This is a genomic window from uncultured Capnocytophaga sp., from assembly GCF_937936315.1.
GTDB lineage: Bacteria > Bacteroidota > Bacteroidia > Flavobacteriales > Flavobacteriaceae > Capnocytophaga.
In genome coordinates, this window is the sequence record NZ_CALGWU010000056.1 from 154,388 (window position 1) to 174,444 (window position 20,057).

Sequence of the window (20,057 nt, forward strand, 5' to 3'; positions counted from 1 at the left end):
CATATTATCTTTTGTACACACATCAAACACTCATTTATATAACTAAGATTTAAAATTTATTTAAAAATGGCAAAAGAAACATTTGATCGTTCCAAACCCCACTTGAATATTGGTACAATTGGACACGTAGACCACGGTAAAACTACTTTGACAGCCGCTATTACTAAAGTATTAGCTGACGCTGGTCTTTCAGAAGCTCGTAGCTTCGATTCTATCGACAACGCTCCAGAAGAAAAAGAACGTGGTATTACTATCAATACCTCTCACGTAGAATATCAAACAGCTACACGTCACTACGCACACGTTGACTGTCCTGGTCACGCCGACTACGTAAAAAATATGATTACTGGTGCTGCCCAAATGGACGGCGCTATCCTCGTAGTTGCTGCTACCGATGGTCCTATGCCTCAAACTCGTGAGCACATCCTTTTGGGTCGCCAAGTAGGTATCCCTCGTATCGTTGTGTTTATGAACAAAGTTGATATGGTGGATGACCCTGAATTGTTAGAACTTGTAGAACTCGAAATGCGCGAACTTTTGAGCTCTTATCAATACGATGGTGATAACACTCCTATCGTTCAAGGTTCTGCTCTTGGTGCTCTTAACGGTGAGAAAAAATGGGTTGACACTGTACTCGCCCTTATGGACGCTGTTGATAACTATATCGAACTTCCTACTCGTGACATCGATAAACCTTTCTTGATGCCTATCGAAGACGTGTTCACTATCACTGGTCGTGGTACTGTGGCTACAGGTCGTATCGAAACAGGTGTTGCTAAAACAGGTGAAGCTGTTGAAATCATCGGTATGGGTGCTGAAAAATTAACCTCTACTATTACTGGGGTTGAAATGTTCCGCAAAATCCTCGACCGTGGTGAAGCTGGTGACAACGTAGGTTTGTTGCTCCGTGGTATCGACAAAAAAGATATCAAACGTGGTATGGTAATCTGCAAACCAGGTTCTGTAACTCCACACGCTAAATTCAAAGCTGAGGTGTATATCCTTTCTAAAGAAGAAGGTGGTCGTCACACTCCATTCCACAATAACTATCGTCCTCAATTCTACGTACGTACTACCGACGTAACCGGTACTATCCACTTGCAACCAGGTGTTGATATGGTTATGCCAGGTGATAACGTAACTATCGAAGTAGAATTGTTGCAACCTATCGCTCTTAACGTAGGTCTCCGTTTCGCTATCCGCGAAGGTGGTCGTACAGTAGGTGCTGGTCAAGTAACTGAAATTCTTGACTAATTTCTAACTTAGAATTAAGTTAATAATCATACAAAAAAGTTTTGGGTTCTAAAAAGCTCAAAACTTTTTTAAAATACGGGTGTAGTTCAAGGGTAGAATAGCGGTCTCCAAAACCGTTGATGGGGGTTCGAATCCCTCCACCCGTGCAAAAAAAAACTTTATTTAGGCTTCAACCTAAGTAAAGTTTTTTTCTTTTTATGGATTGCACATCTCGCCACAACCTTTGTTTTATTTTCTAAATGTTGTATCTTTGCCGTTATGAAAACAATAGTTGCATTTCTATATTTCTTATTTGTTTTTGCACTCAATGCTCAAACTATTTATCCTCTAAAAGAGGCTACTCATCTGCTTTTGGAAGATGATTTTATCACTCCTATAAAACAAGTAGATAGTCTTTATAAAGGTGTGGCGATCAAAATGATGCGCACTCACTCATTTGTAGATGATATTGTTTATACAAAAGAACTCATAACAGGGCGAAAATCACATTTGTACGCTGCTTCTCAATTGCGTCAGCTCTCCAAAGACGACTTTCTTTATACTTTTTTAAATCGGGAGTATCTCATTGAAAAATTTGCAGATAATATTTATGATCAAGCTATAGCTACAATTCAGATGATTACACCTACCCTTATCTTGCATAGAATCTATGCAAATGATGAGTTCTACAATGAGAGTACACAACAACGTGAAAAAGGTTGGCATCTCAAAAAACAAACTTATTACCCAATGATCTACCTTGCTTTGAGTAACGGAACTATTGTAATGCAAGATCTCAGCAATGACAATTATATCATTCCTCTCCCCGAAGGCTTCCAAATCAATTTCGGACATAAGTTCGGCTATAAATATTTAGAACGTTGTTTAGAGCCATTTAATCCTTCAGCCTATTCAGTAATACCCACACAACAAAATATTAGGTTAGACTCTCAAAACATAACCTCCCTGCTGATGCCCAATGGCAAATATCAGATAAGAGATGCAGCTGGAAATAGCGTTTTTAACGAGTTGTTTGATAGTGTGTCTATTTCAGAATATTTTGTTGCAGTACAATTGGGGAATAGCTACAAAATCTACAATTCTCAATTCAATTTGATTGATCAAGCCGATAGTTATGCAATAGATAGTGAGAAAACTGTAAAATTGCTCAAAGGCAATGAGGTAATCAGTAAAAATACCTTGGGTGAGGTAGTGCCCGATGAATATACGAGTCCGTTTAAAATAATGGGGAGTCATCATTCTTCTGAAGTTCTTACAATAAAAGAAATGCGAGCAAATCGCTATAAAATAAAGAGGATTATTACAAATTGGCATTTTTGTGTGGGAAGAAACCGCTGGAAAGAAAGTTATGAAACCACTACTAATAATCCTTATAGAATCCCAAATACAAAGAGAGAAGCCGATTATTTTGTCATTGAAAAAGACGGTAAATATGGGGTGGGATTCTTTTGTTTTGAAAATAAAGAAGCGTTTATCGTTCCTTCTACTCCTGTAGATTTTGATAAGGTAGATTTACAAGAGGATACCACCAATGCTATCAGGCTCTATAAAAACGGACAAATATATTTGTTTGATAAGTATAACAAAACCTCATTCTTGTCAGAGCCCTTTGAACAAATATTAGAACAGCGCGGCAGTTTTGTGCGTTATCAGCGGGGCAATGGCAAGCAAGGATGGTACAATCTAAAAACCACTAAATGTTTTGATAATAAATAAAAAAGTTATATCTTTGCCTTTCAAATAAGAGTCACCATAGTCTATTAAAATCGGTTTCTAAATTTTGAGCCGCTACACTTTGTCAAAGTCCAAAAACTTTTGCCAAAGTTGATAACCTTGATAATCAATCACTTTTAGAGTATGTTATGTAGGAAAGCCAGCGATAGCTGGGTATGTGCTGCAAACGCCCTCTTGCAAACCTCTCTAAAAATAAGCTATTTATTTGTAATTTAATTTATTTGACTATAAAGCAGAATTAAAAAAATAAAAATAAGAGCGTTATAAATTCTTACCTCTTATCTCTTAACTAAAAATAACAAATGAACATTCAAAAAAAAGATGTATTAGAAGCGCTTCGCAAAATTACCGCTCCTGGTGAAGGAAAAAATATGGTCGATAGCGGCGCTGTCCAAAATATAGTAGTATTTGGCGACGAAGTAGTAGTAGATGTAGTTATCAACAATCCCAGTTTGCAAGCCAAAAAACGCACCGAAGTCGAAATAATGAAAGCCATTCACGGCGAAGTTCACGAAAAAGCCAAAGTAGTGGTAAATGTGAAAGTCATCGCCCCCGAAGTGCCTGAAATCAAAGGAAAACCCATTCCTGGTATCCAAAATGTTATCGCTGTTGCCTCTGGTAAAGGTGGGGTAGGGAAGAGCACTGTAACTGCCAACTTGGCTGCCGCTCTCGCCAAAATGGGCTTCAAAGTAGGTGTCCTTGATGCCGATGTCTATGGACCCTCTATCCCCATAATGTTCGATGTAGCAGGTAACCGACCTCAATCGGTGGCTATCAATGGTAAATCGTTCATCCAGCCTATCGAAAACTACGGCGTGAAAATCCTCTCTATCGGATTCTTTACCAATGCCAATCAAGCAGTAATATGGCGTGGACCTATGGCTTCTAAAGCACTTAACCAACTCATTTTTGAATCCTACTGGGGAGAACTTGATTTCCTCCTTATCGACCTTCCTCCAGGAACGGGCGATATTCACTTGAGTATTATGCAAGCATTGCCTATTACGGGAGCAGTAGTAGTGAGCACCCCTCAAAAAATAGCTCTCGCCGATGCCCGCCGTGGAGTAGCCATGTTCGAACAAGAAAATATCAACGTGCCTGTGTTGGGGATTGTAGAAAATATGGCTTATTTTACCCCAGAGGAATTGCCTAACAACAAGTATTACATCTTTGGAAAAGAAGGTGCTAAAAACCTCGCTGCTGATTTGAACGTACCTTTCTTAGGCGAAATTCCTTTAGTACAAGGCATACGCGAAGCAGGTGACGAAGGTCGCCCCACAGTGCTACAAGACGGCACTCCTCAAGCAAACGCCTTCCGTACCTTAGCTCAAGAGGTCGTGAAAAGTGTCGTAGAACGCAACGAAACACTACCTCCCTCCGAAGCAATCCGAATCACCACTACCGCTGGTTGTAGTAGTAATTAACAATAAAAACAACAATTAATAATTAAACAGACAACAATCAGCAACAACATACCTGTTACCTATTACCTGTTACCTGTTACCTGTTATCTGTTATCTGTTACCTAATAAAAATGGAAGAACTTAGAAATGAAGTTATCAAAGCCTTAGATAAAATACGCCCCTATTTGCAAAATGATGGCGGCGATATTACTTTGGTTGATATCGAAGATGGAAAAATCGTCAAAGTGCGTTTAGAAGGCACTTGCACCAACTGCTCTGTCAATCAACTTACGCTTAGAAGCGGAGTAGAAATGACTATCAAAGAGTATGTGCCTCAAATAGAAAAAGTAATCAGTGTAGAATAATGAATTAGCGACAATGGCAGCGAATAAAGAATCAAGAAAAGAATATTGGAAACGCAAGTGGCTGAGCAAATACCGCTTGATAGTAATGGACGATAGTACCTACGAGGAAAAAACTTCCTTCCGCTTGAGCCGTCTCAATATCTTTGTATTTGGTTCTCTCTTTGCTTTTGTGCTCATCGCTCTCACTACAGTACTGATTATCTATTCCCCTCTGCGCCAGTACATTTTAGGCTATACTGCCGTCGAAAATAAACGCGAAACTCTCAGTCTGCTCTTCAAAGTAGATTCCTTAGAGCAAAAAATCCAAGATAACGACAAGTATTTGGCGTCTATCAAAAAAGTACTCGTCGGTGACCTGAAGCCTCAACGCGATAAGGACACCGCCAGTTTCAACATCTCCGATCCTAAATACGACCCTAAAGCCTATAGGGTTACCCCTAATAGACAAGATTCTATCCTTCGTCAAGAGGTAGAAGCCGATGAGCGAGGAGAGGAAGTAGAAACTACAACCCCTTAAAAAACAGAATTAATGACAAAATTAAGTGTAAATATCAATAAAATAGCTACTTTGCGCAATGCACGCGGTGGCAATATGCCCGATGTATTGCAAGTAGCCAAAGATGTTCAACGTTTTGGAGCTGAAGGTGTTACTATCCACCCTCGCCCCGATGAACGCCACATCCGCTATCAAGATGCCTTCGATTTGCTAAAAGTAGTAACTACCGAATACAATATCGAAGGAAACCCCATCCCTAAATTCATCGACTTGGTGTTGCAAGTCAAACCTACCCAAGTTACCCTTGTTCCCGATGCCGAAGATGCGATCACCTCTAATGCTGGTTGGGACACCATTAAACACAAAGATTTTTTAACTGAAGTAGTAACCGAGTTCAAACGCAATGGCATTCGTACCTCACTATTTGTAGACCCTGTCGAGGCAATGGTAACCGCCGCAGCTGCTACCGGTACTGATCGTGTAGAACTCTACACTGAAGGCTATGCCAGCCAGTACGCCCTTGGGAACAAAACTGCCGTAGAACCTTATGTAAAAGCAGCTTTAGAAGCTCAAAAAGTAGGCTTAGGACTTAATGCTGGTCACGATTTGAGCCTCGATAATCTAAAATACTTCAAAGAGCAAATACCTAACCTCTTAGAAGTCTCCATTGGTCACGCGCTTATTTGCGAGGCTCTTTATTTAGGTTTAGAGAATGTAATCCAGCTATACCTAAATAAATTGGCAGATTAGTAAATTAGCTAATTAGCAAAATTTCATAGAGCTCGCACTAAATTAAGAAACTAATACATTAACATATCAACAAAATGAAAACACATCTTACTTTAGGGGAGTTCATCATCCAAAATCAGAAGGACTTCCAACATTCAACTGGCGAACTCTCACGTTTGCTGAGTGCGATCAAATTAGCCTCTAAACTAGTAAACCGCGAAGTAAACAAAGCGGGATTAGTAGACGACATCTTGGGCGATATGGGGCAAGAAAATATCCAAGGTGAGGTACAGAAAAAGTTAGACGTTTTCGCTAACGACCTCTTTATCCGTGCCCTTACCCAGCGCGATGTAGTATGTGGTATTGCTTCCGAAGAAAATGAGTTCTTCATCCCCATTGCCTCTTCTGAGAACAGCCCTAACAGCAAGTATGTAGTACTCATCGATCCACTCGATGGTTCTAGCAACGCCGATGTGAATGTAACTGTAGGGACGATTTTTTCTATCTATAGACGTATAACTCCGGTAGGGACTCCTGTACAATTAGAAGACTTTCTCCAAGAGGGTAACAAGCAAGTCGCAGCAGGCTATGTGGTCTACGGACTTTCTACAATGCTTGTCTATACCACTGGTCACGGGGTAAATGGCTTCACCCTCGACCCCTCCATAGGTACTTACTACCTCTCTCACCCTAATATGCAGTACCCTAAAGATGGTACCATCTACTCCATCAACGAAGGGAATTACGTGCATTTTCCCCAAGGGGTGAAGGATTATCTCAAATATTGTCAAGCCTTAGAAGGTAATCGCCCTTATACTTCTCGTTATATAGGTTCCTTAGTCTCCGATTTTCACCGCAATATGCTCAAAGGCGGTATTTATATCTATCCTTCGGGAACACGTACGCCACGCGGTAAATTGCGCTTGCTCTACGAATGTAATCCTATGGCATTCCTCACTGAACAAGCAGGAGGTAAAGCCTCTGATGGCTACACGCGCATTATGGATATCCGCCCTACAGAACTCCACCAAAGAGTACCTTTCTTCTGCGGATCAGAAAATATGGTGAAAAAGGTAGAAGAATTTATGGCAAAATACCCAAATGATAAACTTGATTATTAATGAGTTATAAAAAAGATGATAAAAAACTTGCAAAATATTCACAAAATATTTTGCAAGTTTCAAAAATAGTACTACTTTTGCAGCCGTAATGATAAAACAACTGGTACCTTAGCTCAGTTGGTAGAGCAAAGGACTGAAAATCCTTGTGTCCCTGGTTCGATTCCTGGAGGTACCACGAGATCTTCTTCATAGAGGAAATTTTTCATATTTTTAAGGATTAGGAATTGCAAAAGCCTCAGCATTCGCTGAGGCTTTTGTTATTTTGTAAATAGACAAAAATCTATAGCTATACACATTGACCCCTCAAATTTGCTAATTTCTCAATTGTTTATTACCTTTGCCCCAACAGAATCAGCAACACTCGTTTTTCCTTATAACTATAGGAATTACTATACATTGTTAACTTGGTAAGTACCAAATTAACAAATCTACAAATTGACAAATTATATGAAACAAATAAACGGTTTTTCTAAACTTACCAAAGCCGAGAAAATTCAATGGCTTTGCGATACTTATTTTCCTGAGGTAGAGAATGCAGCCGCTTTCTTTGAAAAATACCACAATCCCGATGCTGAACTCCAAAAACGCCACGATGAGTTCATTGAAAATACAGTAACCAACTACTACTTGCCTTTTGCAGTAGCTCCTAACTTCCTCATCAACGGGCGTACCTATACGGTGCCTATGGCAATTGAGGAAAGCTCGGTGGTGGCAGCTGCCAGCCGTGCTGCGAAGTTCTGGCAGGGTAGGGGAGGCTTCCATACTACGGTGCTCTCTACTGAAAAAACAGGACACGTACACTTCTTTTTCTATGGTGAAAAAGCGCATTTAGAAGCCTTTTTTGCCCGCGTACAGCCTTTGATGCTCGCCAATGCCAAACCTATCACCGCCAATATGGAAAAACGTGGCGGGGGGATTACTTCCCTTACTTTGGTAGATAAAACTGAAGCGTTGGCGGATTACTATCAGCTGTCGGCTACTTTTGAAACCTTAGATGCGATGGGGGCTAACTTCATCAACTCGTGTTTGGAATCGTTTGCCGAGACCTTTAGAGAAGAGGCTGAAAAAGATGCGGTCATTCGTGGGCAATATGAAATTGTGATGTCTATACTCTCTAATTACGTGCCTAACTGCTTGGTGCGTGCCGAAGTGCATTGCCCTGTAGATGAATTGGAAATTGCCCACCTCAAAGGAATGGCAGCAGCCAAAAAATTCGTGCAAGCGCTCGCTATTGCCAACGCCGATGTATACCGCGCCACCACTCACAACAAAGGTATAATGAACGGCATCGACTCGGTGATTTTAGCCACCGGCAATGACTTTCGCGCTATCGAAGCAGGAGCGCACGCCTATGCAGCGCGTTCAGGTAATTACAAGAGTCTTTCCAACGCTTGGATAGAGGGCGACACTTTCCATTTTGCACTCGAATTGCCTTTGGCTTTGGGTACTGTGGGCGGACTTACCACGCTCCACCCTTTGGTGAAAACAGCCCTCGAAATCCTCGAAAAACCGAATGCTCGAGAGTTGATGCAAATTGTAGCTTGTGTAGGTTTAGCACAGAATTTTTCGGCAGTGAGTTCACTCATCAGTTTGGGTATCCAAAAAGGACATATGAAAATGCACCTCAACAATATTTTTAATCAATTAGGTGCTACCGACGAAGAAAAACAACAGCTCACTGCTTATTTCAAAGATAAAACAGTGAGCCATAGTGAGGTAGCCGAAGCTTTAACTATATGTAGAAAATCTATCTAATCATAAAAAAATCTAATTTGCTAAATTAACTAGATCTTCTACACTAATATTGAAGATTTCAGCATATTGCTGCAGCGTTTTGGGCGATAGTTTTTTGAATACTGAAGGTTTAGCGTGACGCTTGATAACCCATTGCCAGCAATGCATAGCATCAGCAAGAACTGCCCAATCCATACGGTTAAGGAGCATATAGTACACTATAGGACTCTTGCGTCCTGCTATAACATTGGCTTTTGCCTCATCTATCTGCTCTTGCAACCTGCCTAAAGAGGCTTCTAAAGCGACATTTTTCACTTCCCAGCCCGAACTGAGGCGGGTAGTGTAATTGCCTTCTTCATCAGTTACGTAGCATAGTTCCTTTAGGTCACGCAAAGCTCCTTCTTCTTGGGGCACTTCGGTTTCTTTCATTCTGTTAGATTTTTAATCACTAAATTTAATTCGGCAGTAGCCAAAAGAACATTATCAGCAAAGGCGTTACAACGCATGGCACAAAGATAATACTCATCGCTGTCGAAGCGAGAAAGCAATTCAGCTTCCGTACTTATGGTTTGTTGTACCTTAGGCAAGGAGAAGATTTCTAACTTCTTAATCGCACTGATATAGCCTATCACATAGTTCGATGAGTCTTCTATACCAAAGAGAAATTGTCCTACAATTGCCGAGCAGGTTTGCGCCATATTTTCGATAAGTCCTACTTCTACAAACACTTCTTCATCTACAAAAATACAATTATCAGTTATAGTAAATTTAGTAACTACGTGCGTATTACTGATATCAGTAATAGTATCAACCATTTGCATTGGCGGGTGGTGAGGAAGATATTTGTGGATAGAGATGTTCATATTAGGTGTTAGGGGCTAGGTGTCAGGGGTTAGGGGGGTTAGGAATTGGGTGCGAGTACGGTTTTCATTTCGCCTTGTGCAATGAGGGTATCACCTATAAAGGTTTGCATTGTTACGAGGGTAACGTCCATAAACTCTTGGAGAATGGTAATGTAAGTTTTGAGGACATCGCCTACTTTGGGCAGGGATTGTATTTCTATGTTTTTAATGGCTCCTATATACCCCATAGGAGCAGGTTTTCCGTTGAGATAGTAGTAATAGCCTTTGTGCAAGGCGATGCTTTGGGCAATATGCTCTATAAGTCCGCTTTCTAAGAATATCCCTTGCTGTACAAAGAGGTTATTAGGGGCAACGGTGAGTCCTGCCACACCCTCGGTGGGCGTATATTCCCAAAGAGCATCTACCATTACAATAGGATTGCGCTGGGGTATAAGGGTGAGAATTTCGTTTTTATCTGTAATTGGTAAAACCATAATTAAACGACCTTTAAAAAAGCATAAGAATAGGAGAATCTACCACTCTCAGGCACTGATAGCAAAACAGTATCACCCGTTTTGAGCTTGCCTGAGTGCATCAAGGCTTCTAACATCAAATAAGCGGAAGCAGAGCCTACATTGCCTACTTCGGGGAGATTGATAAACCAACGTTCTAACGGAAGGTCGATACCTACTGTTTTGAGGGCTTCATACAAGCGTTCTTTGAAATAACAAGACGAGATATGAGGCAAGAAATAGGTAATATCATCTGCTGATAGTTGGTGTTTATCTAAGGTAGCACGCATACTTTCAGCGCCTTTTAGCAAAATATTCTCATTGAGTAGCTTCACATCTTGCTTGATAGCAAAGATAGATTCACTAAGCCACGCTTCGGCAGGGTATTCGCTCCAAGCTTTGAGGCTGCCATCGGGGAGCTTGTCGCCACCGGCATACATACACGCTTCGAGCTCGTGAGCATACGAATAAGCATCCATCCACTCTATTTGCAAAGCACCTTCACGTGGTTTGTTTTCTAACAGAAAAGCCCCTGCCCCATCGGAGAGCATAAAGCGCAAGAAATCTTTTTTAAAAGCGATAGCAGGGTGCGCTTCCAATTCGGCTAAGAGTTGTACTTCGTTTTCGTATTTATCGGCACGCAACCAAGCCGATACACGTTCAGAGCCTGTGCATACTGCATTCACACTATTGCCCGCCTTTACTGATAAGTACCCAAATTTGAGGGCATTCATTCCTGAGTTACACACCCCTGAAGAGGCATTCAGTTCTACTGAGTGTCCGCCCAAGAGTCCGTGTACCATAGAGGTGTGCGAGGGCAAGAGCACATCGGGGGTAGAGGTACCACAAGAGAGCACCTCGATAGTATCCCAAGGCACTTCGCCGTCCAATAGGTTTTGTATTGCCAAAGCCGTAAGCTGGGCATTGTTATGAGTAGGGTTACCTTGCTCGTCAAGAGCATAGTAACGTGTGAGAATACCATTGTTGCGGAGCACGAGGCGTCGTGCTTTAGAGGCATTTTGGTTTATGAGACCTAAGAAAGTCTCCATTTGCTCGTTGCCAATGGGATTGTTAGGTAAATATTTACTTGCTTTTGTTATATAAACGTTCATATTATTCAGGTAATAGGTAAGAAGTAACAGGTAAGAGACTGTTGTTCAAACTCTATATTTTTTTATATCCTTTAATTATCAATTGTAAACTTTTTCTTGTCGCTCTCTACTTTCCAAAAGAATAATGGATAGGTGAGCCAATACAGCAACCATACGATGGGCATCAGTACCCAGATAGCGATATACAAATAGATATGGAAGCATTTCAGCAGGAATTTACGCTTCTTACTGCCGTAAATCATCTTTGCCCAGATGCCAAAAAGGCGGTTGCCTTTCTTCTCTGCCGAAAGGAGAAAACGCTTGTAATGCACGCCTCCGTGGGCTACTATTGCTTGTTGTAATCCTATGTAATCACCAGTTTGCAGGTGAGGGGCAATGAACATACCATATACACTCGCGCCTTGTATGTCTTTATCGGCGACACCTGCTTTGGGGAACACACCGAGATAACGTTTGTTCTTATCGCCTGAAAAGAGCCACTGTACAATGGTAATCACACTGATATGGTTATGATGACGGTCGGTAAGGGCAATATTGCCCACTAAATGCGCCCCACAATCGGTTAAGAGTTTTTTTACTTTCTGGTGCGCCATTACCCACATATTGCGTGTGCCTGAAATGGTAATGACAGGTTTACCACTGAGGAGTTTTTTAGCTTCGGGGTGTTGCAAAAAAGAACTCAATGGAATAGAGGGCGAGAGATACCACACTTGGTAGCCCAAAATCACTAAATCATAATCGGTATGGGGGAGGTTAAAAGGTTGTAGAGGTTGGGGAATTTGCAAGTAGGACTCGGGGAAGGCGTCAAAGAATGTATCGTCTGTCCACGGGAAAGGAAAAGGAGTGGCAGTATCAATAGGCAAAAAGTCGATAGTTACCTCCGTGAGTGGGGATAGTACACTATCGATAATCTCTTTGAGTTGCCCCGATTGGGTGTAATATACTACTAATACGCGTTTCATTGTTCATCCCAAAAGTTGAAATAGTTAAACCATTGTAGCGGGTATTTTTTGAGCATTTTTTCTATATTTTCAGTGTAAGCATTGAGCAAGGCTTGGGCATCGCGACTTTTCACTTCAGCTACTCGGGCATACAAGTGGTAATGCAGTTGGCTTTCTTTCATCACATAAACAAAAAGCACTGGCACTTTCAAGCGGGAAGCTATAAGGAAAGGGCCTGCGGGGAAGGTAGCTTCAGCATCTAGCAGGGTTCCTTTGAGCGATCGTACACCTTCAAAATATCGGTCGCCTGTGAAGCAAACGATCTTATTATCGGCGATAGCATCATTGATTTTGAAGATATGCGACATATCTTCTTTTACATAGATAAACTGATTTGAGGGCTTGTTTTTAGAAATTGACTCCAAATACTCTTTGATTACGGAGTGTTCCATATCGGTGGTTACTGTACTGATTTGCAAATTGAGGTCTATCTTTCTAAAAAAAGGTTCTGCTATTTCAAAGTTACCTATATGCGCTGAAATAAGTACGCCACTTTGTCGCTGATCGAGGAGTTTATGCAAGTTTTCGATGCCATCGAACTCGTAGGTAAATTTATCTTCGAGTCCTGCTAAAATAGCGATTTTATCAATAATAGTTTGTCCAAAAGTAAAATAGTTGAGGTATAGGCAAGCAATAGTTTTGAAGGGGTTATATCGCAAGCGATGGCGGAAATAGTAATACATATAGCCATTGGAGCTCCATTCAAACAAAAAATAGTAAAATGCTACAAATACCAATAGTGTATAAGCAGCATAAATACCTAGGTGCTTCATCAGCCATACAAAGATACTGTAACCGAGCACAGTACCTTTGGATTTTCCTTGCCATTTGGTTTTGCCTTCGTCGTTAGTGTGCATTCACTTTATTTTCTAAGGTAGTGTAAAAGTCGTTGAAGGTTACAATAGGTTTGAAATCGGCTTCTACCAATTTCACACCGAATTCTTGTTCAATCATCACCACCAAATCTACGTAGTCGAGGCTATCTAATCCTAAAGATTCGCGAAAGTTAGCCTCGGGAGCAATCACGCTGCCATCTACTTCAAATTCATCTACAAAAATACGGGTAGTAAGGTCTATTATTTCCTGTCTGTTCATTATTTATGATCTATTTTTATTTTATTAGGTACTATTTTAAGGGGGCAAAGATAGCAAATTAATTACGAATGACAAGTAGGACGGGTTTTAGAGTTATTCATTTTTTATTTTTTCCCAAGTATCTTTTAATCCTACGGTTTTGTTGAACACCAATTTTTCTGGGGTAGTATCGGGGTCTACACTGAAATAGCCTAAACGTTGGAACTGTACTGTTTCACCTGCTTGAGCAGTTTTGAGACTTGGCTCTACGTAAGCAGTTACCACCTTTAGAGAATCGGGGTTGATGTAGTTTAAGAAACTATCTTCTTGGCGATCGGGTTCAGGAACAGTAAATAGACGGTCGTAGAGGCGCGCTTCGGCTTCTACAGCGTGAGCTACTGATACCCAATGCAATGTACCTTTTACCTTGCGCATACTCGCCTCGGTACCACTACCGCTGCGGCTCTCGGGGTCGTAAGTACAATGGATTTCGGTAATATTCCCTTGAGCATCTTTTACGACACTTTCAGCTTTGATGATATAAGCATTTTTAAGGCGTACTTCCCCTCCTAATTTCAATCGGAAATACTTTTTATCGGCTTCTTCACGGAAGTCGTCGCGCTCGATATAGATTTCACGACCGAAAGGCACTTTGCGGAAAGTCATAGGAGTTACCTCAGGGTTATTTTCGGCGTCAAGCCATTCTTCTTGTCCCTCGGGATAATTGGTAATCACCACTTTCACGGGGTCGAGGACTGCCATTACGCGGTTTGCTTTTTTATTGAGGTCTTCGCGCACACAGAATTCTAAAAGAGATACATCGATGAGGTTTTCGCGTTTGGCAATACCAATGGTATCAGCGAATTTGCGAATGGCTTCGGGGGTATACCCACGGCGGCGCAAACCAGAGATAGTAGGCATACGAGGGTCGTCCCAGCCAGCCACATAATTTTCGGTTACTAATTGCAAGAGTTTTCGTTTGCTCACAATGGTATGACTGAGATTTCGGCGGGCAAACTCACGTTGTTTAGGACGGGTACGAGTATTGTCGTATACTTGATCTAAAAACCAATCGTATAACTCTCTGTGAGGTAAGAATTCTAATGTACAAAGGGAGTGAGATATTTGTTCGAGGTAGTCGCTTTCGCCGTGAGCCCAGTCGTACATAGGGTAGATATGCCATTTGTCGCCTGTGCGGTGGTGTGAAGCGTTCATAATACGGTAGATGATAGGGTCGCGCATTAGCATATTAGGCGATGCCATATCTATTTTGGCGCGGAGTACATAGGTACCATTTTCGAACTCACCGTTTTTCATACGTTCAAAAAGGGCGAGGTTTTCCTCAGGAGAGGTATTGCGATAGGGGCTCTCGGTTCCTGCTGTAGTAGGGGTGCCTTTTTGAGCTGCAATTTCTTCGGAGGTTTGTTTATCTACGTACGCTTTTCCTTGTTTGATGAGCATTACTGCCCAGTCGTAAAGTTCTTGGAAATAGTCGGAAGCATAGCATTCTTTATCCCATTTGAATCCGAGCCACTCTACATCGCGGCGAATCGCATCCACATATTCTTGTTCCTCTTTAGAAGGGTTGGTGTCGTCAAAACGGAGGTTTACAGGGGCGTTGTAGCGCAAGCCTAAACCAAAGTTGAGGCAAATAGAGCTAGCGTGACCAAGGTGTAAGTAACCATTCGGTTCTGGGGGGAAGCGAAAGCGCAAAGCGTTGGCGGGAAAACCTGCAGTGAGGTCTTCCTCAATGATATTTTCTATAAAATTATTAGAGCGTTGTTCTTTTAATTCTTCTGACATTTTTTAGTGTTTAGTTTTTAGTGGGGAGGAAGTATTCTTTACAAAGTGCAAAGGTATGAATAATTAGCAAATTAACAAATTAGGGATAGGAGTTTTGTTAGAAGAGAAAATAGAGGCTAGGTTTTAGATATGTCAATTGTTTAAAAACAAAACTTTAAAACCTCTTTTTCAACTGAAAAAGGGGGGGTAATCAATTAGCTAATTTTCTTAATCAGAGCTACTAAACGAGCAACATGTCTTTTGGCTTTTTGCTGTACTGCCAAAAAAGCTTTTTCTGGCATTATTACAGGAATATACTTTTTTAAAAAACTCTATTTTGGTAAAGAGAGTAGTTTGTCTATGAATGTAAAGGAAGTCAGAGATAGGATAACCCTTTTATCTTTTTGAAAGGCTTCTTCAGGAGCTTCTGTAGAGAAAGATGTCCTCCAACTCATAGTCCGTTCCATAAGCAAAACCAAAGGCAAATACAGCATCTACCCATTTTTTAATAGGGCAGGGAGTGAATGCCAATTCACAGGCAATTGCCATACAATTACATCAGCCTCAACAAGTTTAGTTTGAGCTACATCAAACTGATAATTAGGGTAAAGAGTTTGCAGCTCGGTTACCTCAACTTTAGGAAGAAGGCGTTTTACCTCTTCTAAAATTGTCTTACTAGCGTTAGACACTTTCATAGTAGGGAGTCAGTTGATAATTAAAGCTTTCATATAATTATGATTTAAAATCTTTTAGTCTTAATTAATTGGCAAATAGATAAATTAGTCCTACCTTTGCATTTTAATAATTAAAAAGTAATATTATGAAAAAAATATTTATCATTTTATGTGTTTTGAGCGCTACAATAGGATGCTCTCGAAAAGAAGAAGACCCTTCAACAAAAGCAAACGATGACTATTTAAAAAGAGGAGGGTGGCGTATGGTTTGGAACGACGAGTTTGACCGCGATGACATCTTCTCTACCGGTATATGGTCTAAAATATGGACTTGCAATACTTCCGATTGGTGCAATACAATGAGTAAAGACCCTAGTTTGTACGAAATTAAAAGAGGCAACCTTATTCTTTTAGGAAAACCTAGTCCAGACTCTACTAAAGAAAACCCCAAATATATCACAGGAGGAGTTTTTACCGATGGTAAAAAGTATTTTCAAAATGGACGCTTAGAAATCCGTTGCAAGCTCGAAGGCACTCAAGGCGCTTGGCCTGCTCTATGGATGATCCCCGATGATTCTATTACTTGGCCTGAAGGTGGTGAAATAGACATCGTAGAACGACTCAACTACGATCCTTTTGTATACCATACTTTACACTCACCTTATACCCAAGCAGGTAAAACAGACCCTTCTAAAAAAGATAATCCACCGAGCCATACTAAAGCTGCCATCAACCCCGATGACTACAATATTTATGCGGTAGAACTCGATATTGATGAGGTACGTTTCTATGTAAATGGCAAACAAACTTTTAGTTATGCCCGCGTTCCAGGAAAAGAAGATCAAGGACAGTTCCCTTTTAATCGACCCTATATGTTGCTTATCGATATGCAATTAGGTGGTAGATGGGTAGGCGAAGTAAAACCTTTTACCAAACCCGTGAGAATGTACGTAGACTGGGTGCGTTTTTATCAGAAATAAAGAAAGTAACTAAAGTGTCTAAAAAGGATTTTTTAAACCTATACACATTAATAATTAAAAAGTAATATTATGAAAAGGATATTTATCATTTTATGCATTTGGAGCATCATTGTAGGTTGCTCTCAAGAACAAAAAGAAGATGACACCTCTTCTAAAGAAAAAGAGGGCTGGAAATTAGTTTGGGAAGACGATTTCAACCGCGACGATATTTTCTCCACCGGTATATGGTCGAAAATATGGGGATGCCCTACTTCTGATGCCGACTGGTGCAAAACGATGAATCACGACCCCAGTCTGTTTGAGATAAAGGATGGCAACCTTATCCTCTTGGGCAAGCCCAGAACTGACCCTACCAAGCACAAAACGCCTTACATTACGGGAGGGGTAACTACCCAAGGAAAGAAATATTTTCAAAATGGACGTTTAGAAATTCGTTGCAAGCTCGAAGCTCATCAAGGTGCTTGGCCTGCTCTCTGGATGGTACCCGATGCTACTTGGCCTACAGGGGGTGAAATAGACATCGTAGAACGACTCAACTACGAGCCTTTTGTACACCATACAGTACACTCCACTTACACCCAAGCGGGCAAAAAAGACAAATCTAAGCGTACTCCCCCAAGCACCGCTACTGCCCCTATCAACCCCGATGATTACAATATTTATGCGGTAGAACTCGACACCGATGAGGTGCGTTTTTATGTAAATGGCACACAAACTTTTAGTTATGCCCGCGTACCTGGAAAAGAAGATCAAGGGCAATTCCCTTTCAACCGCCCCTATATGTTGCGCATCGATATGCAATTAGGTGGTAGTTGGGTAGGTGAAGTAAAACCTTTCACCAAACCCGTAAGAATGTACGTAGACTGGGTACGATTTTATCAGAGAACTAACAAATAAAGTTTGGAGGGCAAATACCGCGCCCTCCCTCCTATTGTAGAAGGCGATATGGTTCAATCAGTTAATTTTCCTGAACTCTATGTATCGACTGAAGATATTTTTAGATTGTAACTAATTGACTCATTTTGGTAAGCGTTTCCTCTATCATCGCCATACGCTTCTTTACTTTCTCTACCGAAGCATCTAACGTGTACCCCTCATCAAGGAGTTCTTTGATGAGGAGTATTTTTTTATACTCTCACCCCCGAAAAACAAGCCGCTTTTGAGACTATGGTAAAGGAAATCTACCCGTTGCAACACATTGGCACGCCTGAAGATATAGCCAAAGCTTGTGTATTCTTAGCCAGCGATAATGCTTCGTGGATTACAGGCACTGTACTCGCCGTTGATGGCGGGCTCACTACAAATTAAAGTTTGCTAACTCCTTAATTTGCTAATTTGCTAATTATTACTATCTTTGCCCTAATATTAGTAAATCAACAAATTAAAATAACGTATGAAAAAGATGAGTTTTATAGCTCTTTTGGTGCTATCACTCGCTGCCAATGTAGTATTGGTACGCAAATTATTTGTAGGAAATACCCAAGTAATTGAAGGCGACTCACGTATAAGTATAGTGGTAAGTCAGCCGAATCGTGATTTTGTGATGAGCGAAATGCGCAATTTCGTAGAAACCTTACATCAAATCAATATGGGAATTGAGCAAAACGATTCCTCACTGATAGTGGAAGCAGCACGCAGTTCAGGAGGTTCGGTAGCTCATCACGCTCCTGCAGGACTCATAGCTTCTATCCCTATGGGATTCAAAACTATAGGCTTCGACACGCACGCTAAATTCGATAGCATTGCCAATAGCGCCGAAAAGAACTTCGACCCTAAAGTTACACAACAACAAGTAACTGCCCTACTCAGCAACTGTGTAGCCTGCCACCGCAGCTATCGTATGGATGTGAAAAAGGATTAGTAAAAACACATAATACACTATGAATTTGAACATATTCATTACCCTACACCTTTTAGAGAAACGCCAAAAGACCTTTGGGAGTATGCTAAGGACAATCCTCTTGTTTCCATTGGCAATTGTAGGGGATATGTGTTTGGTGATAGCTTATTTGATAGCTTTGATAGTGAGTAATATACTTGAAAAATACAATAATTAAAATGAAAAAACTTTTTTTACTGCTATGTATATGGGCAACACTCCCTGCTGTAGCGCAAACCTCGAAAGACAAAACCCTGATTATAGATGCGAGTTACCTCAAACAAGGTAGTAGCTACGGACAGTTAGGAGTGCATCTCAACTATTATGACAGCAATAAGTTGGCACTATCGGTGGGACTTGCGGGCAACTTCCGTTCAGAAAACGGATTAGTCGCTATCCCCGAAGCGCAACTCTCGGCGTGGATCAGAGCTGATGACTCTCACAGCGGTTTTATAGATATCCCTGTGCTAATGTTGCGCCCTCAACTGAATTTCTCCCCTTATTACTTCGCCCCCGAAGCAGGTATCCAAATTTTTATTTTCTACATAAAAGCAGGCTACGCATTCTCTTGGGGTAAAATGAGTGACAACTATCCTTTTGACACAGGCAAATTTCGCCTTTCTGTAGGAGCTATTATACCGCTAAATATGTAAAATAATAGTAAATAAAATGAATCCAATAATCAAACAATGGGACACTGCTAAGTCTCTAATAAAAGATTACCAATATAAGGAAGCACTGGCTATTTATGAGGCTCTTTACCAAAAGGTAGAGACAGAACTTTCGGATAATTTTGACAAAGCTATGTTTTTTGGGGATTACTTTGGAGCATTGGCAGATGTTGCCCAGTATGACAAAGCGGAAGCTATGGCTGCTAAAGCCTTTCATTACAAAGCCGAAGGCGATAAGTATGATGTACTGAGATATATTCCCTTTAACTATGGACATATGTACCTTTTACAGGGAAAATGGGAAGAAGCCATTCCTTGGCTCAAAAAAGCCTTAGGTAGAGATAAAGAAAAGGATGACCAGCTCTTCAGAGAAAGCGCAGCAAGATATGGAACTGAATTAGGGATAGCTTTGTTTTACTTAGAACGTACCGAGGAAGCCGAAGAAGAGTTACTTAATGCGGTGAAAGTAGGTAAAGCTACTGTAGCGAACCAAGATTGGGAACCTTTTTTCTACCTTAAAGAGATATACAAGCAAAAAGGTGACGAGAAACTAATGGCAAAATATGAAAAAATGTATCTTACCCGACTTAAAAAGCTAAAGGAAGAAGATCTTATCTATCCTCTATCAGAACATCGGGCAAACAAACAAGCTCTTGAAGACTGGAAAAAACTTAATAACCCTTAATCATTTTGC

General features: G+C 40.9%; 23 protein-coding genes, 2 tRNA genes and 2 pseudogenes. 17 read left to right on the forward strand and 10 right to left on the reverse strand.

Features of this window, described 5'->3' with window-relative positions:
* Window positions 1–66: 66 nt before the first annotated feature.
* From tuf to Q0162_RS10875, 10 genes are all read left to right on the forward strand, one after another.
* On the forward strand, window positions 67–1,254 hold the full coding sequence (gene tuf, locus Q0162_RS10830; protein WP_002677857.1) for an elongation factor Tu: 1,188 nt from the start codon (window positions 67–69) through the stop codon (window positions 1,252–1,254).
* 75 nt (window positions 1,255–1,329) lie between these two features.
* A tRNA-Trp gene (locus Q0162_RS10835) sits at window positions 1,330–1,400 on the forward strand.
* Window positions 1,401–1,512: 112 nt separating this feature from the next.
* On the forward strand, window positions 1,513–2,970 hold the full coding sequence (locus Q0162_RS10840; RefSeq protein ID WP_297891528.1) for a hypothetical protein: 1,458 nt from the start codon (window positions 1,513–1,515) through the stop codon (window positions 2,968–2,970).
* 320 nt (window positions 2,971–3,290) lie between these two features.
* Window positions 3,291–4,412 carry an Mrp/NBP35 family ATP-binding protein gene (locus Q0162_RS10845; protein ID WP_096088148.1) on the forward strand — a complete coding sequence of 374 codons (1,122 nt, stop codon included), beginning with the start codon at window positions 3,291–3,293 and terminating at the stop codon, window positions 4,410–4,412.
* Between the two features lie 104 nt (window positions 4,413–4,516).
* Entirely contained in the window at window positions 4,517–4,756 is a 240-nt protein-coding gene (locus Q0162_RS10850) for a NifU family protein (RefSeq protein WP_172458402.1), read from the forward strand.
* Between the two features lie 13 nt (window positions 4,757–4,769).
* Window positions 4,770–5,273, forward strand: coding sequence for a hypothetical protein (locus tag Q0162_RS10855; protein WP_002677694.1), 504 nt, complete (start codon window positions 4,770–4,772; stop codon window positions 5,271–5,273).
* A 12-nt stretch (window positions 5,274–5,285) separates the two neighbouring features.
* A complete protein-coding gene (locus Q0162_RS10860; RefSeq protein WP_002677911.1) occupies window positions 5,286–6,002 on the forward strand; it encodes a pyridoxine 5'-phosphate synthase in 717 nt (238 codons plus the stop codon).
* A gap of 74 nt (window positions 6,003–6,076) precedes the next feature.
* Window positions 6,077–7,102 carry a class 1 fructose-bisphosphatase gene (gene fbp, locus Q0162_RS10865; protein ID WP_096088147.1) on the forward strand — a complete coding sequence of 342 codons (1,026 nt, stop codon included), beginning with the start codon at window positions 6,077–6,079 and terminating at the stop codon, window positions 7,100–7,102.
* 102 nt (window positions 7,103–7,204) lie between these two features.
* Window positions 7,205–7,277, forward strand: a tRNA-Phe gene (locus tag Q0162_RS10870).
* A gap of 272 nt (window positions 7,278–7,549) precedes the next feature.
* On the forward strand, window positions 7,550–8,857 hold the full coding sequence (locus Q0162_RS10875) for a hydroxymethylglutaryl-CoA reductase, degradative (RefSeq protein ID WP_297891535.1): 1,308 nt from the start codon (window positions 7,550–7,552) through the stop codon (window positions 8,855–8,857).
* Window positions 8,858–8,869: 12 nt separating this feature from the next.
* On the opposite strand, the gene Q0162_RS10880 is transcribed toward Q0162_RS10875, so the two are convergent.
* From Q0162_RS10880 to Q0162_RS10920, 9 genes are all read right to left on the reverse strand, one after another.
* A complete protein-coding gene (locus Q0162_RS10880; protein WP_297891537.1) occupies window positions 8,870–9,265 on the reverse strand; it encodes a hypothetical protein in 396 nt (131 codons plus the stop codon).
* Window positions 9,262–9,699: an acyl carrier protein gene (locus tag Q0162_RS10885; protein ID WP_297891539.1), complete on the reverse strand. Its 438-nt coding sequence runs from the start codon at window positions 9,697–9,699 to the stop codon at window positions 9,262–9,264. Before Q0162_RS10885 ends, Q0162_RS10880 begins: the two co-directional genes overlap by 4 nt.
* 38 nt (window positions 9,700–9,737) lie before the next feature.
* A complete protein-coding gene (locus Q0162_RS10890) occupies window positions 9,738–10,172 on the reverse strand; it encodes a hypothetical protein (protein ID WP_297891541.1) in 435 nt (144 codons plus the stop codon).
* Window positions 10,173–10,174: 2 nt separating this feature from the next.
* Complete coding sequence (locus Q0162_RS10895; protein WP_297891544.1) at window positions 10,175–11,302, reverse strand: beta-ketoacyl-ACP synthase III; 1,128 nt, start codon at window positions 11,300–11,302, stop codon at window positions 10,175–10,177.
* 71 nt (window positions 11,303–11,373) lie between these two features.
* Complete coding sequence (locus Q0162_RS10900) at window positions 11,374–12,264, reverse strand: dialkylrecorsinol condensing enzyme DarA (protein WP_297891547.1); 891 nt, start codon at window positions 12,262–12,264, stop codon at window positions 11,374–11,376.
* Window positions 12,261–13,160 (reverse strand): lipid A biosynthesis acyltransferase, encoded by a 900-nt coding sequence (locus Q0162_RS10905; RefSeq protein WP_297891550.1) that lies wholly within the window; start codon window positions 13,158–13,160, stop codon window positions 12,261–12,263. Before Q0162_RS10905 ends, Q0162_RS10900 begins: the two co-directional genes overlap by 4 nt.
* Window positions 13,150–13,398 (reverse strand): phosphopantetheine-binding protein, encoded by a 249-nt coding sequence (locus Q0162_RS10910; protein WP_009414404.1) that lies wholly within the window; start codon window positions 13,396–13,398, stop codon window positions 13,150–13,152. Before Q0162_RS10910 ends, Q0162_RS10905 begins: the two co-directional genes overlap by 11 nt.
* 93 nt (window positions 13,399–13,491) lie before the next feature.
* Entirely contained in the window at window positions 13,492–15,180 is a 1,689-nt protein-coding gene (locus Q0162_RS10915; RefSeq protein ID WP_297891554.1) for a glutamine--tRNA ligase/YqeY domain fusion protein, read from the reverse strand.
* A 473-nt stretch (window positions 15,181–15,653) separates the two neighbouring features.
* A complete protein-coding gene (locus Q0162_RS10920; protein ID WP_297891555.1) occupies window positions 15,654–15,854 on the reverse strand; it encodes an NAD(P)H-dependent oxidoreductase in 201 nt (66 codons plus the stop codon).
* A 125-nt stretch (window positions 15,855–15,979) separates the two neighbouring features.
* Here Q0162_RS10920 and Q0162_RS10925 point away from each other — a divergent pair, with 125 nt between their 5' ends.
* Both Q0162_RS10925 and Q0162_RS10930 read left to right on the forward strand, forming a co-directional pair.
* Complete coding sequence (locus tag Q0162_RS10925; protein ID WP_297891556.1) at window positions 15,980–16,813, forward strand: glycoside hydrolase family 16 protein; 834 nt, start codon at window positions 15,980–15,982, stop codon at window positions 16,811–16,813.
* A 69-nt stretch (window positions 16,814–16,882) separates the two neighbouring features.
* Window positions 16,883–17,710, forward strand: coding sequence for a glycoside hydrolase family 16 protein (locus Q0162_RS10930; protein WP_297891559.1), 828 nt, complete (start codon window positions 16,883–16,885; stop codon window positions 17,708–17,710).
* Between the two features lie 100 nt (window positions 17,711–17,810).
* Here the strand turns inward: Q0162_RS10930 and Q0162_RS10935 are convergent.
* Window positions 17,811–17,942, reverse strand: a pseudogene (locus Q0162_RS10935) (MerR family transcriptional regulator); the annotation flags it as partial.
* Between the two features lie 5 nt (window positions 17,943–17,947).
* Here Q0162_RS10935 and Q0162_RS10940 point away from each other — a divergent pair.
* The 5 genes and pseudogenes from Q0162_RS10940 to Q0162_RS10960 all read left to right on the forward strand — a co-directional run.
* Window positions 17,948–18,121 (forward strand): annotated as a pseudogene (locus Q0162_RS10940) (SDR family oxidoreductase); the annotation flags it as partial.
* Window positions 18,122–18,206: 85 nt separating this feature from the next.
* Entirely contained in the window at window positions 18,207–18,674 is a 468-nt protein-coding gene (locus Q0162_RS10945; protein WP_297891562.1) for a hypothetical protein, read from the forward strand.
* Window positions 18,675–18,693: 19 nt separating this feature from the next.
* Window positions 18,694–18,870 carry a hypothetical protein gene (locus tag Q0162_RS10950; protein ID WP_297891565.1) on the forward strand — a complete coding sequence of 59 codons (177 nt, stop codon included), beginning with the start codon at window positions 18,694–18,696 and terminating at the stop codon, window positions 18,868–18,870.
* Window position 18,871: 1 nt separating this feature from the next.
* Entirely contained in the window at window positions 18,872–19,345 is a 474-nt protein-coding gene (locus Q0162_RS10955; protein WP_297891568.1) for a hypothetical protein, read from the forward strand.
* A 16-nt stretch (window positions 19,346–19,361) separates the two neighbouring features.
* Window positions 19,362–20,048, forward strand: coding sequence for a hypothetical protein (locus Q0162_RS10960; protein WP_297891572.1), 687 nt, complete (start codon window positions 19,362–19,364; stop codon window positions 20,046–20,048).
* Window positions 20,049–20,057 lie beyond the last annotated feature (9 nt).